The 14,395-nt window shown below is 62.9% G+C and carries 15 protein-coding genes; 6 read left to right on the plus strand and 9 right to left on the minus strand.

Annotated features, from left to right (window positions below; translation table 11 throughout):
* Nucleotides 1-16: 16 nt before the first annotated feature.
* From ACHPFG_RS03870 to ACHPFG_RS03895, 6 genes are all read right to left on the minus strand, one after another.
* Nucleotides 17-1,399 carry a PepSY-associated TM helix domain-containing protein gene (locus ACHPFG_RS03870; RefSeq protein ID WP_431701646.1) on the minus strand — a complete coding sequence of 461 codons (1,383 nt, stop codon included), beginning with the start codon at nucleotides 1,397-1,399 and terminating at the stop codon, nucleotides 17-19.
* 118 nt (nucleotides 1,400-1,517) lie between these two features.
* Nucleotides 1,518-3,587: a TonB-dependent copper receptor gene (locus ACHPFG_RS03875; protein ID WP_431701647.1), complete on the minus strand. Its 2,070-nt coding sequence runs from the start codon at nucleotides 3,585-3,587 to the stop codon at nucleotides 1,518-1,520.
* 93 nt (nucleotides 3,588-3,680) lie between these two features.
* Nucleotides 3,681-4,082, minus strand: a complete 402-nt coding sequence (locus ACHPFG_RS03880) for a DUF2946 domain-containing protein (protein WP_167655533.1) — start codon at nucleotides 4,080-4,082, stop codon at nucleotides 3,681-3,683.
* A gap of 10 nt (nucleotides 4,083-4,092) precedes the next feature.
* Entirely contained in the window at nucleotides 4,093-4,575 is a 483-nt protein-coding gene (locus tag ACHPFG_RS03885; RefSeq protein WP_259244690.1) for a copper chaperone PCu(A)C, read from the minus strand.
* A 47-nt stretch (nucleotides 4,576-4,622) separates the two neighbouring features.
* Nucleotides 4,623-5,018 (minus strand): DUF2946 domain-containing protein, encoded by a 396-nt coding sequence (locus ACHPFG_RS03890; protein ID WP_339451366.1) that lies wholly within the window; start codon nucleotides 5,016-5,018, stop codon nucleotides 4,623-4,625.
* A gap of 175 nt (nucleotides 5,019-5,193) precedes the next feature.
* Nucleotides 5,194-5,550: a DNA-binding protein gene (locus ACHPFG_RS03895; protein WP_184745368.1), complete on the minus strand. Its 357-nt coding sequence runs from the start codon at nucleotides 5,548-5,550 to the stop codon at nucleotides 5,194-5,196.
* A gap of 432 nt (nucleotides 5,551-5,982) precedes the next feature.
* Here ACHPFG_RS03895 and ACHPFG_RS03900 point away from each other — a divergent pair, with 432 nt between their 5' ends.
* Nucleotides 5,983-6,234 carry a DUF6124 family protein gene (locus ACHPFG_RS03900; protein WP_259244691.1) on the plus strand — a complete coding sequence of 84 codons (252 nt, stop codon included), beginning with the start codon at nucleotides 5,983-5,985 and terminating at the stop codon, nucleotides 6,232-6,234.
* Between the two features lie 119 nt (nucleotides 6,235-6,353).
* Here ACHPFG_RS03900 and ACHPFG_RS03905 read toward each other — a convergent pair whose 3' ends face one another.
* Entirely contained in the window at nucleotides 6,354-7,073 is a 720-nt protein-coding gene (locus ACHPFG_RS03905) for a cobalt-precorrin-6A reductase (RefSeq protein ID WP_431701648.1), read from the minus strand.
* Nucleotides 7,070-8,275: a precorrin-6y C5,15-methyltransferase (decarboxylating) subunit CbiE gene (gene cbiE / locus ACHPFG_RS03910; protein ID WP_431701649.1), complete on the minus strand. Its 1,206-nt coding sequence runs from the start codon at nucleotides 8,273-8,275 to the stop codon at nucleotides 7,070-7,072. The genes ACHPFG_RS03905 and cbiE overlap by 4 nt, the downstream gene beginning before the upstream one ends.
* Nucleotides 8,276-8,313: 38 nt before the next feature.
* Here cbiE and cobG point away from each other — a divergent pair, with 38 nt between their 5' ends.
* From cobG to ACHPFG_RS03935, 5 genes are all read left to right on the plus strand, one after another.
* Nucleotides 8,314-9,660, plus strand: a complete 1,347-nt coding sequence (gene cobG, locus ACHPFG_RS03915) for a precorrin-3B synthase (protein ID WP_431701650.1) — start codon at nucleotides 8,314-8,316, stop codon at nucleotides 9,658-9,660.
* Nucleotides 9,653-10,279, plus strand: coding sequence for a precorrin-8X methylmutase (locus ACHPFG_RS03920; protein ID WP_131696719.1), 627 nt, complete (start codon nucleotides 9,653-9,655; stop codon nucleotides 10,277-10,279). The genes cobG and ACHPFG_RS03920 overlap by 8 nt, the downstream gene beginning before the upstream one ends.
* Nucleotides 10,279-11,010, plus strand: coding sequence for a precorrin-2 C(20)-methyltransferase (locus ACHPFG_RS03925; RefSeq protein WP_431701651.1), 732 nt, complete (start codon nucleotides 10,279-10,281; stop codon nucleotides 11,008-11,010). The genes ACHPFG_RS03920 and ACHPFG_RS03925 overlap by 1 nt, the downstream gene beginning before the upstream one ends.
* Nucleotides 11,010-12,647, plus strand: a complete 1,638-nt coding sequence (cobJ, locus tag ACHPFG_RS03930) for a precorrin-3B C(17)-methyltransferase (RefSeq protein WP_167655528.1) — start codon at nucleotides 11,010-11,012, stop codon at nucleotides 12,645-12,647. Before ACHPFG_RS03925 ends, cobJ begins: the two co-directional genes overlap by 1 nt.
* A gap of 238 nt (nucleotides 12,648-12,885) precedes the next feature.
* Nucleotides 12,886-13,665 (plus strand): hypothetical protein, encoded by a 780-nt coding sequence (locus ACHPFG_RS03935; RefSeq protein WP_431701652.1) that lies wholly within the window; start codon nucleotides 12,886-12,888, stop codon nucleotides 13,663-13,665.
* Here ACHPFG_RS03935 and ACHPFG_RS03940 read toward each other — a convergent pair.
* A complete protein-coding gene (locus ACHPFG_RS03940) occupies nucleotides 13,662-14,258 on the minus strand; it encodes a MarC family protein (protein ID WP_003217330.1) in 597 nt (198 codons plus the stop codon). The genes ACHPFG_RS03935 and ACHPFG_RS03940 overlap by 4 nt on opposite strands.
* Nucleotides 14,259-14,395 lie beyond the last annotated feature (137 nt).

The raw sequence follows: 14,395 nt of genomic DNA on the forward strand, positions 1-14,395 counted from the left end.
GGGCATCTCACCCGGTTTATGTCGAACCTGTGGTGGATTGACGTTGCGTAAACAGCCGCGACAACACCAGGCGATCCAGTGCCCAGACCACGATCAACGAGGCGCCCACCAGCGGGAAAATGATCGCCAGCCCGAGCATGATCACCATCGCGGTTTTCCACTTCGGCAGGTCGTGACGCAACGGCGGAACACCCAGGCCGCCCTGGGGACGGCGCTTCCACCAGATCACCACACCGCTTACGGCGCTGAGCAGGATCATAAGGCAGATCAGCAGCACGATCAGCTGGTTCACCCAGCCGAACATCTTGCCCTCGTGCAGCATTACGCCGGTCTCGGTGGCCCGCGCCACGGTGTTGTAGTGCGCCCAGCGCACATCGGCGAGGACTTTGCCGGTGTATTGGTCCACGTGCAGCGTGGCGTCGTTGCGCGGGTCGTCGGCGAACACGGCGATAGTGAACACGCCCTCGGCGGTGGTGGGGACGGTGATGCTGTAGCCGGGCTCGACCTTGCGTGCGGTGGCCAGGTCAACCACGTGTTGCAGGCTGACGGTGGGGGCTGCGGGAGCGGCGTGCATGGCGCCGTGCTTCATGTGTTCGGCATGATCGCCGGACATCGGCATCGGCGTATTTTCCATGGCCCAGGGCACGGTCTGTTGCGTCGCGGTGTTGAGCACGCGCGCCTGTTGGTCGGACTGCGGCACGTTGTTCCACATCGCCGCCGGGAAGGTGTTCCACAGGTCGGCGTATTGCTTGCCCCAGAAGCCGGTCCAGGTCATGCCGCTGAGCAGCATCACCAGCAAAAACGCCGCGCCCCAGAAACCGGTGACGGCGTGCAGATCACGCCAGAACACGCGGCCACGGGTTGTGAAGCGCGGCCACAACACGCCGGCCGACGTTTTGCCGCGCGGCCACCACAGGTACAGGCCGGACACCACCAGCATCACGCCCCAACCGGCAGCGAGTTCCACCAGGCGATCGCCGACGGTGCCGATCATCAACTCGCCGTGCAGGGCGCGGGCAATGGCTTGCAGGTTTCTTTTCGCATCCTGCTCACCGAGTACGGTGCCGCGATAGGGGTCGACGAACACCGTCACTTCGCGCCCGCCGTCATGCATCACGAATTGCGCGCTGCTGGTGGCGTCGACGGGTGGCAGGTACTTGCTGATCTTGCCCTGGGGAAAGGCCGCCTGGGCGCGTTGCAATTGTTCGTCGGCACTCAGTGCGTGCTCGGCGCTTTGCACCTTGAGCAGGTCGCCGTACATCAGCGGGTCGAGTTGGGGTTTGAACAGGTAAATGATGCCGGTCAGGGCCAGCAGCACCATGAAAGGGGCGACGAAGAGGCCGGCGTAGAAGTGCCAGCGCCAGGCCAGGTTGTAGAAGGAAACTTTTTGAGTGGTCATCAGGGATGCTCCGCAAAGCTTGAATTTTTCTCGTTGGTCAGGCCGCCATCGGGGGGCAAGCCCCCTCCCACATGTGGAATGCATTCCAACTGTGGGAGGGGGCTTGCCCCCGATGCTTTTAGAAGCTCATGTCCACCTTGGTCCACAGGGTGCGCCCCGGCTCCTTGATGGCCTGCGGGTCGTTGGCCGGGTAGCCGAATCCGGCGTTGCCGGCCAGGTTCAAGTGCTCGGCGTAGGCTTTGCCGAACAGGTTGTCGACGCCGGTGCTGACCTTGAAGTTTTTGTTGATGCGATACGCACCATTCAGCGAGAACACGCCAAAGCCGCCGCTCTTGTCGTAGTCCTTGCCGACCACGTTGCCCTTGTTCTGGTCGATGCGGTTTTGCGCCGCCACCACCCGCCACAGGGCGCCGACGCTCCAGTCGTCCTCGCTGTAGGTCAGGCCGAAACGTGCATCCAGCGGCGGCATTTGCGGCAGGGCCTTGCCGTCGCTGCTGTTCTTGCCCCAGGCGTAGGCGAGGGTGGCGTCGGCTTTCCAGTGTTGCGTCAGCGTGTAGGCCGCGCCCAGTTCGCCGCCCATGATGCGCGCGTCCACATTGCGCGCCTGGGAGGTGGTGCCCATCATCCCCGGCCGGTAGTCGAACAGGATGAAATCACGCACCTGGCCGACGTAGCCCGAGGCCCAGGCTTCGAGGTTGTCGGCTTTGTACTGCGCGCCGAAGTCGAGCTGGGTGGTTTTCTCCGGCTTCACGCCGTCGAAGGCGTTGGCCGAACCGACTGCACCGGTGTTGGGCGAGAACAACTCCCAGTAATCCGGAAAGCGCTCCGAATGGCCCAGGCCGGCGTAGAGCGTGGTCGGGCTGTCGGCCAGGTCGTGCTCGTAGCGCATAAAGCCCGAGGGCAGGGTATCGGCGCGGGTGTCGTCGGCGGTCGGGTTGGCGCGTGCGCTCATGCCGGAACCGGTGGTCTGGCGGAAGTCCTTGGCCGAGGCGCGGTCCAGGCGTGCGCCGGTGATCAGGCGGTCACGGTCGGCGGCGTACCAGGTGAGTTCGCCGAACACGCCGTAGTTGTGGAAGTTGGCGTCCTTGACCTTGGGCAAATCCTTGTAGGTGTCGATGCCCATGCTACTGCGTTGGCGATGCTCGTTGGTCTGTGCATCCAGGCCGCTGATCAGTTGCACGTCGGCCCAACGCCAGGTGGCCTTGATGCGCGCGCCGAGGGTGCGGCGATCGACGTTGGAGGCCATGGGCCCGGCCATCATCCCGGTGCCCGAGGGCGTGCGCAGGCTGTAGTTGTCCATCACGTGGTCAGCGTAGTTGTAGTAGACCTGGGCTTCGACCTTATCCAGCACTTCGCCGATATTCGATTTCTCGAAGCGCAGGCCCAGGCTTTCGCGCAGGAACTGCGAGCCGTCCATGCCGCGCCCGGCGTAACGCGCTTCGCCGTCGCCACGGCCGGCGGTGAGCTCCAGCAGGGTGTCGGCATCCGGGGTGAAGCCGACGGCAACGTCGCCATTCCACTTGTCGTAACGCGAGGCGACGGTGTCGTTGTTGCCGTCCTTGTAGTCATCGGCATGGGCCTGGTTGCCGATCACCCGCACATAGCCCAGCGGCCCGCCAGCGGCGGCATCGATGACCTTGTCGAAGCGCCCGTTGGAACCGGCCAATACACTGGCATTGAGCCGCGTGCCGAGTTCACCGAAGTGCTCCGGTTCGCGCTCGAACAGGACGGTGCCGGCCGACGCGCCAGGGCCCCAGAGTACGGTCTGCGGGCCTTTGATCACGGTGAGCTTGTCGTAGGTTTCCGGCGAAATGTACGAGGTCGGTGCATCCATCCTGCCGGGGCAGGCGCCGAGCATCATGCTGCCGTTGGTGAGGATGTTCAGGCGTGAGCCGAACATGCCGCGCAGCACCGGGTCGCCATTGGTGCCGCCGTTGCGTACCAGGGCGAAGCCGGGGATGGTCTTGAGGTAGTCGCCGCCATCGCTGGCGGGCACCGGTTGGCGCGGGTCTTTGGGGTTGGTAATCACGGTCAGCGGCGAGCTGGGCGCGATCGCGGTGATCACCGTGGGCGTCAGCTCATGTTCGGCGTGCTCATCGGCCTGAGCGTGGGGGGCGAGCAGGGCGCCGCATAGGGCAGCGAGCACAGAAGTACTTCCCAAACGGGAGTCAGCAGTAAACCTGGACATGACAAATTCCATCAATCAATCGTAAACAACACGGCCAGCAGCCTGCGGCTGTCTGTCTAAAGTCGGCCGGGGTGAAGTAACGGTGTCAGGTGCTTACGAGGCGATGGGCGGGGCGCGGCTGCGCGCGCCGGGGAAAATGCTCTGCCGGGCATGGCCCAGGCGCGGGTTGGGGGTGAGGGCATTGGCCGGCGGCGGGGTACCGATGGCCACGAATGACACGCTGCCAGGCAGGGCCGGGCAACTGTACAGCAGGTCGCAATAACCGCACTTGGACCAGAGCGCGTGATGTTCGTCGGGGGCTTTAGGGTGGTGGCCTTCGCCATGCTCGCCGGGCATGTCCATGGACATGTTCATCGACATACCGGCGTGATGATCCATCGGCATCGCTTGGGAAATCAGCGGACCGATAAAGATCATCAGCATGGCGAACAGGCTGATCCAACTGCCGCGCATCACGCGGCGGTGTGGAGATAACCTGGCGCGAGGGGCGCCCATCGAGGTTGGCTTACTGAGCGTGCATATGCTCGTGACCGGCCATCGGCGGCGCTTTCTGCACCGACACTTCCACTTCGACCTTGCCGGCTTTTTCGAAGGTCAGGGTCAGTGGGAATTGCTTGCCATCGGCCAGCAGGCTGCGGTCCTTGAGGCCCAGCAACATCACGTGATACGCCATGGGCGCGAAGGTCAGGTCACCCTTGGCCGGTACGGCAACGCTGGGGACTTGCTGCATCTTCATCAAGTCGCCCTGCATCACATGCTCATGCAGCTCGGCCTTGTCCGCCACCGGCGTGTCGGCACTGAGCAGGCGATCCGGGGTCGCGCCGGTGTTATGAATCACGAAATACGCGGCGACGGTCGGCGCATTCGGCGGCAACTCCTGGGACCAGGGATCGCTGACCAGCAGGTCGCCGGCCTTGTAGTCTTCGGCATTGGCAGCACTGAACACCGGCAGCAGCAACGCAGCCAGAAGCAGGGAAGATTTAAGCATGGCAGTTCTCCAGAACGGTTCTAAACGCAGTTCACTTGCGAAGACGATCAAACCGTTGGAGAGGCGCGGGGGTTAAGGCTCGGCCACTGCTGGCGCGGGGTGGGGGTTTGCAATGGGGGGTGTGGTTGACGCTGTACCGTCTCAAATCGCGTGAGATACAACTGCGGCACATGCCCCGGCAACGCCACCAACGGCGCCGAGCCGGAGCAACACCAGCAATGCTGCATGGTGGAATGATCGTCCTGCTGCGGCGCCGGGATTTCCAGCTTGCCCAGGGCAATGGTCTTCAGGCTGGCGCCATTGGACGAACAGAAACTGCCCCACAGCAATTGCTGCATGGGGTCCTTGGATTGTTGCATCGCACTGGCCATCGGCATGGCAAAGGCATTGAACAGCACTGCAAGGCAGGCGATCCAGGCAATTGCAAAGCGTTGACGGGCCATGGCGGACAATCCGTAAGGTTAAACGATCAGGCGGGTATTTAGCCTGATCGGGGGGGATAAGTAAAAAGTAGTGGTGTGGTTTGGTGTCGCAGTGCTGGGTTTGAGGATAGACGGGGAATCGAGGGGATGCCGATCTTCAAGTCAACGCCCCTCCCACATTTTGGATTGTGTTTGGCTATTGCTTGGCGTTGAGCCTGCGAGTCGCGCGGGCAATGTCGGCTCGCGCCACTTTGATCAATGAGCCATCGCCTGGGTCTTCTTCGATACAGGCCTCAAGGAAAGCATCCATATCTTCTTGTGTGTGGAGATGGTCAGCAGCGTCGAAAACTGTGAACGTTGTCTTTCTGTCAGATAGGTATTGGGCTTTTTCCAGCCATTGGTTTAATCGAGCTGCGACTTCGGGTTCATCCAATTTTAGTTCGTCGGCCTCAAGGCTTAGCGCGTGCGCGAACTCTGGGTTCGCGATTATGTGCTCGATAATTGTGCTTTCAGCAGGTCGAGTCAGGTGCTGCGTACGGGGTTTGTTAGTCATGTGAACCTCATGTTTACGCCGTAGGACAAAGCGTCGAGGATCATCGCCAAGGGTATGCGGTTCTAGGTAGTCAGCGGGTTCCGTTACGCATGTAGGTAAATTCTCCTTGATCCGCCGCGCAGCCCGAATATGAATTCGTTCCACAGAAACTTCCGACAACTCTTTGAGGTTGCCGGTAGGAAACTCAATTTCTAGTCTCCGGACACCGCTGAAAACTCAGCGGACGGGCGCCGCGGCCCGGATTGATTAAGCATTGCCTCCTTTCAGTTGACGCTTTTTTCGTCTACTGTGTGGCGCTATGGTAGCTGTGCGCGGGATACCTTCGGGTATGCCGGCTTCCTTGATCTCCGGTCCGCGAACCTGCGCACAGCTGCCACCCCCATCGCATCGCGGCGATCAGTGGCAGCTCCACTTAGATTAAGGAGCTTCACAATGATCAAACCCACTCCAAATCCCCCCGTCCGGCTGTTCACCGTGACAGATGGCATCAGCACCGAAGACCTGCTGGTCAACCTCAGCGAAACACTCGCCTCGGCCAATGCGCTGAGTTGCGACCTGGCGTTTGACCTGGAAGGTTCGAAACGCGAGGAGTTGCTTGGCGTTGCGCAGTTGATCGAACTGGCGCAGTTGTTGGCTGATCGGGTACACCGCGGCGTTGGGCAGGTGTCCGCCGCGGGCAGCTAACAACGCAGTTCAAAATGTGGGAGGGGGCTTGCTCCCGATTGCAGTAGATCAGCCAATAAATCAGTGACCGACACACTGCCATCGGGAGCAAGCCCCCTCCCACATTTGAACTGCGTTGTTCAGGGAGATTGGATTGCCTGTAAGACCGCCGCCACTGTGGCGAACTCCCGATCCACCACAGCCAACACCGGCCGCTTCAACACCAACACCGGCACCCCTCGTTCCCGCGCCACTTCCAGCTTCGGCTCGGTGGCGGTACTGCCACTGTTCTTGCTGATCAGCACATCAATCCCACGCCGTTCAAACAACGCGCGTTCATCTTCAAGCAGAAACGGCCCGCGCGCGCCAATCACTTCACACCGCTCATTTCCCGGATACACATCCAGCGCGCGCAGCGTCCAGAAGTGCTCGGGCGGGATTTCATCAAGGTGCTGCAACGGCTCGCGGCCCAAGGTGAACAATGGACGCTTGAAGGGTTTCAAGGCCTCGATCAATTCAGCCCAGTCACTGACCTCTCGCCAGTCATCGCCGGCCTGCGGTTGCCACGCGGGGCGACGCAATGCCCAACACGGCACACCGCTCAACCGTGCAGCCTCGGCGGCATTGCGGCTGATCTGCGCCGCATACGGATGGGTCGCGTCGAGGATCAGGCTGACCTGTTCGTCGCGAACAAACTGCGCCAACCCTTCAGCGCCGCCATACCCGCCGACACGCACCTGGCAGGTGAGATCGGTCGGCACACGCCCCACACCCGCCAGGCTGTAGATATGCGCCGACCCCAAGGTGCGCGCGATAGCCAGTGCTTCGGTCACACCGCCCAGCAGCAGGATGCGTTTCATCGCGGCTTGACCGCTTCCAGCAGGGTGATTGGAAGCGCCTGCCGCCACGTATCGAATTCACCCAGCGGTTGGGCCTGAGCGACGTGGATGCGCGTCAGTTCGCCGCCGTGTTCCGCGCGCCAGTTCATCAAGGTCATTTCACTTTGCAGGGTGACGGCATTGGCCACCAACCGACCACCGGGGCGCAGGTGTTGCCAGCAGGTGTCGAGTACGCCGTCGCGGGTGACGCCGCCGCCGATGAAGATGGCGTCGGGTGCTGTAAGTCCGTGCAACGCTTCCGGGGCTTTGCCACGAATCAACTGCAAACCGGGCACACCGAGGGCGTCGCGGTTGTGTTCAATAAGGCCCTGGCGGCCTTCGTCTGCTTCAATCGCCAATGCGCGGCAGCTCGGATGGGCGCGCATCCATTCGATACCGATGGAGCCACTGCCCGCGCCCACGTCCCACAGCAGTTCGCCGGGCATCGGGGCGAGGCGGGCGAGGGTCATGGCGCGGACGTCGCGCTTGGTCAATTGGCCGTCGTGCTGGAAGGCGGAATCGGGCAAGCCAGCGAGGCGCGACAGACGTGGTGTGTCGTTGGAAGCCAGGCAGTCGATGGCGACCAGGTTCAAATCGGCGACCGAGGCGTGTTGCCAATCCTCAGCCAAACCGTCGATGCGTCGCTCATCCGCGCCGCCCAGGTGTTCAAACACGGTCAATCGGCTGGGCCCAAACCCGGATTCAGCCAACAACGAAGCAATCAACGCGGGACTGCCGCCGTCATTACTCAGTACCAATAAACGCACACCTGTGGCCAGATGCGCATTGATCGCCGCCGCCGGCCGGGCCACTACGGACAGCGTCACCACCTCCTGCAACGGCCAGCCCAACCGCGCCGCCGCCAATGACACCGACGACGGCGCCGGCAAAATCAGCAGTTCTTCAGCCTCCACCTGCCGCGCCAGGCTGGCGCCCACGCCATAGAACATCGGATCGCCACTGGCCAGCACACACACAGGTTCGCCACGCCGCGCCAGTACCGGCTCCAGGGAGAACGGGCTCGGCCATACCTGGCGCTCACCGCGAATACACACCGGCAACAGGTCCAACTGGCGCTGGCCACCTATAATCCGCGAAGCGCGCAACAGGGCATGCCGGGCATTCCTGCCCAGCCCCTTGAAGCCGTCTTCACCGATGCCTACAACCGTCAGCCAGGGCGACATATCAATTCCTTGAGCGACATCCGACGGGCAGGCTTTTCATGCCGCCGGACAAAGCAGGCATAATACCGCGCCTTTACCCGTCAACCGGTAGCCCCGTGAACCCAACGCCCGTTGTGAATACCTTGCGCCCCTCGGCTTGTCCGGGGTTGCTGCGTATCGTCCAGGCGTTGGATGGCGGCATTTGCCGGATCAAATTGGCCGGTGGCTCGATCAGCGCCGCCCAGGCCCATGCCGTGGCGGATGCGGCCCAGGCCTACGCGGGCGGGGTGATCGAGGCGACCAACCGCGCCAACCTGCAAATACGTGGGATCGGTGCCGAGCAAGACGCCTTGATTGCCATGCTGCTGGCCGCCGACCTGGGCCCGAGTAACGCTGCTGGCGACGACGTACGCAACCTGATGCTCAGCCCCAGCGCCGGTATCGATCCGCAGATGCTGTTCGACACCCGGCCGCTGGCCGAGCAGATCCTCGCCACCTTGCAAAATCATCCGCGCTTCCATGAGCTGTCGGCCAAGTTCGCCGTGCAACTGGATGGCGGCGAAGCCCTGGCGATGCTCGAACATCATCATGATCTGTGGCTGTCGGCGTTCGTACGCAATGGCGAGACGCTCCTCGCTTTCGGCCTGGCAGGGTGTCCAGGGCTGGATGCGCCGTTGGCGGCCGTGCCGCTGGAGCAGGGTCATGGGTTGGTGGTGGCGGTGCTGGAGGCGTTTCTTGACCTTGCCACCCCAGAGCAAACCCGCATGCGCCATCTGGCTGTGGATAAGTTGCTAAGCCGCCTCAGCCTGCCGCTGCTGCCGGTCGACGGCTTCAAACGCCCGCCCAGCGGCGCTTTGCTGCATATCGGGAGTTATCCACAGGCTCAAAAAAATCAATTCTACGTCGCAGCCATAGCCCCCTTGGGGCGCCTGGATTCGACGATGCTCAAGGGCGTCGCGCAACTCGCCAAGGAACATGGCGACGGCACATTGCGCTTCACCCCTTGGCAAGGTGTGCTACTGCCCAACGTCGAAAAACCTCACGCCGTGACCCAGCGCCTGACGCAATTGGGCTTTCTCTGCTCAGCCGACCAACCCCTGGCGCACATGATCGCCTGCACCGGCTCCAGCGGTTGCGGCAAGGCCCTCGCCGACACCAAGGCCGACGCCGTGCAACTGGCCGCGTTGCATCCCGGCCATGACGTGCACCTGTCCGGCTGCTCGCGCTCCTGCGCCGCCGCGCACGTTGCGCCGGTCACCTTGCTGGCGGTGAGCCCCGGCCACTACGACCTCTATTTTCGCGAGGCAGCCCACCCCGGTTTCGGCCGGCTGCACGCGCGCACTCTTTCCATTGAAGCGGCGGGCGCCTTGCTGCGCGCTCACCCACGGAGCAACACCGATGATTGATTACATCCGCGACGGTCAGGAGATCTATCGCAACTCCTTCGCCATTATTCGCGCGGAAGCCAACTTGGAGCGTATCCCGGCTGATTTGGAGAAACTCGCGGTGCGGGTGATTCATGCGTGCGGCATGGTCGAGGCCATCGACGGCCTGCAGTTCTCCGAAGGTGCGGGTAAGGCCGGGCGGGATGCGCTGGCCGCTGGCGCGCCGATTCTGTGTGATGCGCGGATGGTCTCCGAGGGCGTTACCCGCGCGCGCCTGCCGGCCAACAACCCAGTGATCTGCACCCTGCGCGACGACAGCGTGCCGGAGTTGGCGCGGGAGCTGGGCAACACCCGTTCCGCCGCCGCCCTGGAGTTGTGGCGTCCGCACCTGGCAGGCAGCGTGGTAGTGATCGGCAACGCGCCGACGGCGTTGTTCTACCTGCTCGAGATGCTGGATGCCGGTGCGCCGAAACCGGCGTTGATCCTCGGCTTCCCGGTCGGCTTTGTCGGCGCGGCCGAATCCAAGGCCATGCTGGCGGCGGACAGCCGTGGCGTACCGTTCGTGATCATGCAGGGCCGCCTGGGCGGCAGTGCCATGGCCGCCGCGGCGGTGAATGCGCTCGCCACGGAGGTCGAATAATGCCGGCACGCGGACGTTTGATCGGCCTGGGCGTCGGCCCTGGAGACCCGGAGCTGATTACCCTCAAGGCCCTGCGCCTGCTGCGCGAATCACCGGTGGTGGCGTATTTCGTGGCCAAGGGCAAGAAGGGCAACGCCTTCGGCATCATCGAAGACCACTTGGTGCCTCAGCAAACCTTGATGCCACTGGTGTACCCGGTGACCACCGAAGCGCTGCCGGCGCCGTTGTCCTATGAGCAAGTGATCAGCGACTTCTACGACACCGCCAGTGTCGATGTGGCTGTGCACCTGGACGCCGGTCGCGACGTGGCGGTGATCTGTGAGGGCGACCCGTTCTTCTACGGCTCCTATATGTATTTGCATGACCGTTTGGCCGAGCGCTACGAAGCCCAGGTCATCCCAGGCGTGTGCTCGATGCTCGGCGGCGCCTCCGTACTCGGCGCGCCGTTGGTGTATCGCAACCAGAGTCTCTCGGTGCTCTCGGGCGTGTTGCCTCACGAAGACCTCAAGCGCCGCCTGGCAGATGCCGACGCGGCGGTGATCATGAAGCTGGGGCGCAACTTCCCCAAGGTGCGCCAGGTACTCGAAGAGCTCGGCCTGGCCGAGCGCGCGCTGTATGTAGAACGCGCGACCATGGCCAACCAGAAAATCGTGCCGCTGGACCAGGTGCAGCCGATGTCTTCGCCGTACTTCTCGCTGATCATCGTGCCGGGTGAAAGGTGGCAAGGTTGATGAACCCGGCGATTGTCATTCTGGGCCAGGGCAGCCTGGCCACCGCGCGCACCATTCAGCAGGTTTACCCTGGCGCACTGATCCACGGCCTGGCGGGTCGAGTTGAGGGTGCAGACCAGTCTTACAGCGAATTCGGCGCGACCCTGCGTCAGTTGTACCAGCAGGGCACGCCGCTGATCGTCCTGTGTGCGGCCGGCATCGTGATCCGCACACTGGCGCCGCTGCTGCTGGAGAAAGGCGAAGAACCCGCCGTGCTGGCCGTGGCGGAAGACGGCAGCGCCGTGGTGCCGTTGCTCGGTGGCCTGGGTGGTGTGAACGTCATGGCGCGGGACATCGCAGCGGTACTGGGCGTTGCTGCGGCGATCACCACCAGTGGCGAGCTGCGTTTCGGTACCTGCCTGCTCAACCCGCCCGCAGGTTATGAACTGGCGGACCTGGAGCTGGGCAAGCGCTTTGTGTCCGACCTGCTGGCCGGCGAAAGCGTGCGTATCGAAGGTGCGGCGCCGTGGTTGGATCAGGCGAATTTGCCCCAGGACCAGCAGGCGCATTTAGCCATCCACGTGGGCAGTGCCGAGCGTGTGCCCGCCGCTAACGAGTTGCTGATCTATCCGAAGACTGTGTGCGTGACCTGCAGGCCGGGTGCGCAGTTGGCGGAGCGTGTCCGCACGGCGTTGCACGAGGCGGGCATCGCCGTGCAATCCCTGGCGTGCCTGTTGGCCAGCGATAGGCAGATGGCCGAAGCGTCGCTGCATGAAGCGGCGTTGCAGTTGGGGGTGCCGCTGCGGTTTGCCGACGTGGCGCCAAGTGCAGACATCGTCATCAGTGTTGCCGAGCAGCCTTTGGACCTGGCCCAGGTCGGTCGCCGCCGTGGTCGCCTTGCCGTGATCGGCCTGGGCCCTGGCGCCGCCGAGTTGATGGTGCCGGCGGTAAAGGCCGAACTCGCGCGCTGCACCGATGTGCTGGGCTACGAAACGTATGTGCGCATGGCCGGGCCGTTCCGTAACGACCAGGTGCAGCACTGCACCGATAACCGCGAAGAGATGCAACGCGCCCGCCATGCGTTTGAGCTGGCCGCCCAGGGCCGTTCGGTGGTGGTAGTGTCGTCCGGCGACCCCGGCGTCTTCGCCATGGCGGCGGCGGTGATCGAGGCGTTGCACGAGTCTGGCGATCCGGCGTGGCATCAGGTCGAGCTGGAAATCCTGCCGGGCGTCTCGGCCTCCCTGGCCACCGCCGCCCAGGCCGGTGCGCCGCTGGGCCATGACTTCTGCGTGATGTCGCTGTCGGACAACCTCAAACCCTGGTCGATTATTGAAAAGCGCCTGGACCTCGCGTCCCAGGCCGACCTGGCGCTGGCGTTCTACAACCCGATCTCGCGTTCGCGGCCTTGGCAGTTGGGGCGCGCCCTGGAAATCGTCGCGCAACACCGCACGCCTGAAACCCCGGTGGTGCTGGGCCGCGATATCGGTCGCCCCGGCCAGACCCTGCGCGTCACCACCCTGGGGCACCTCACGCCAGACCAGGTGGACATGCGCACCATGGTGCTGATCGGCTCATCCACCACCTGCACATTCCCTCGCGCCGGTGGCGGTGAATGGGTGTACACCCCGCGCTGGTACGGTGCCAAGCCCGCCTCCTGAAAACGCCTGGGTGGCTGCACGAAAGCTCCGAATGACAATGGGTGATTGCCTACTGTCGCTCGGGGCTTTTTCTTTTTTTGGCCACGAAAACCGGAGGGGTTCGAGGAGCGCCCCGTCGTTGCTGGGCAGGGGTTTTTGCCGTGTGCCGGCAAGCGATGTTTGTGGCATGGAAGAGCCGCCGGTGGCTGGACTAGTGTGGACACAAGCCCCGAGTCGGGGTGTTTGTGGAGAACTGAAAATGGAGCGACATCACAGAAGGATCAACAACACAAAACGGCGCAAGTTGATTGCGGCCTACACATTACCGAGGGCGTCAGGTGCGCAGCCTTCATTGCCCCTCGACACGGAGGACGACTGCAATGCGGCGGTGGTCAACAACGGTGTGATTTCGTTTGCCGAGGGGCTGTCCGGGCTGAACCGGGAATACATCCGTAAAAGCTATCTGCTGGCCAGCAGCTATGTCAGCGATGTATTGAAAATCCACCGAGGTACCGAGGCCTGGTACGACGAATTCATCAAGGTGATGATCGGTTTGGGTTGGCTGCCGGTGCGCAGTCGTTTCGAGCGGGTTTCAAGCTCCGGCAAGGGCCTGACGGTGCAACTTGCGGCGCTGAACATCATCGCCAGCCTGTTGGCGTCGACGTCACTGACCTGGCCGTTGCTCACTGCACTGCCCAAACTGGCCGCTGATGCGCTGGAGGCCCTGAAGCAGCAGCCGGCATCCTTCGAGCTGTTCAAGCGCAATAGCAGCGTGCACGAGGGCGGTGATTTTGGCCTGGCGTCATGCGCCGAAACGGACGGCGAATTGACGATGGTGCTGGTGACTTACAGCAGCCACGGCGTGAGCAAGCAGGTTGGGCTGCCTTTTCTGGAATGGGACAGTACCCAGTTCGAGGCCTTCAGCGGGCAGACCTGCCTGGTGCTGAATACCTCAGTGGTCAGCGAAAAAACCATCCGACTGATGCGTGAGAGTGCGGGCGACAAGGTGCAGTCGGCGATTGCCAAATACCGCATCTAAGGCACCAGGTAGCCGCGCACCCCAGTAAAGATGATCTGCGCGGCGAGGGCACACACGAACAATCCCATCAAACGACTGACAATCTGCAAGCCCTGGTCACCGAGAATCCGTTCGATACGGTTGGACAGGTACAGCACCACGCCGACCGTGAGGCTGGCCAGGGCGATGCTGAGAATGGCGGTGATCTTGTCATCCCAGTGCGGCTGGCTGACGCCCATGACCAGCAGTGCACCGATGGTGCCGGGGCCGACGGTGAGAGGGATGGTCAGCGGCACGATGGTCACGTCCTGCTGCACGTTGTCGGTCTGCACCGCCGATTTGCCTTGGGCCATGCCCAGGGCGGAGATAAACAGCACACTGCCGGCGCCGATGCGGAAGGCGTCGACGGTGATGCCGAACACGCTGAAGATCACCCGGCCGAACAGGTAGAGCAACACGCTCGATACCAGGGTTGCCAGCGCCACTTTCCAGGCCAGGCGTCGCCGCTCTTTGCTCGAATAACCACGTGTCAGGCTGATAAAGCAGGACAGCACGAAGAATGGGCTGTAGAGCACCAGCATCTTCAGGTAAACGCTGAATAACACGTGGAGCATGGGAGTGGCTCGCGGGCGGGGAAAGTGTGGAGAGTCTATCAGGCGCCAGAGATCAAATGTGGGAGGGGGCTTGCTCCCGATTGCGGTGTAACAGTCAGATTATCTGTAGCCGAACCACCGTCATCGGGGGCAAGCCC

Origin of the sequence: Pseudomonas sp. BR20 (assembly GCF_050780135.1) — a bacterium.
Lineage (GTDB): Bacteria > Pseudomonadota > Gammaproteobacteria > Pseudomonadales > Pseudomonadaceae > Aquipseudomonas.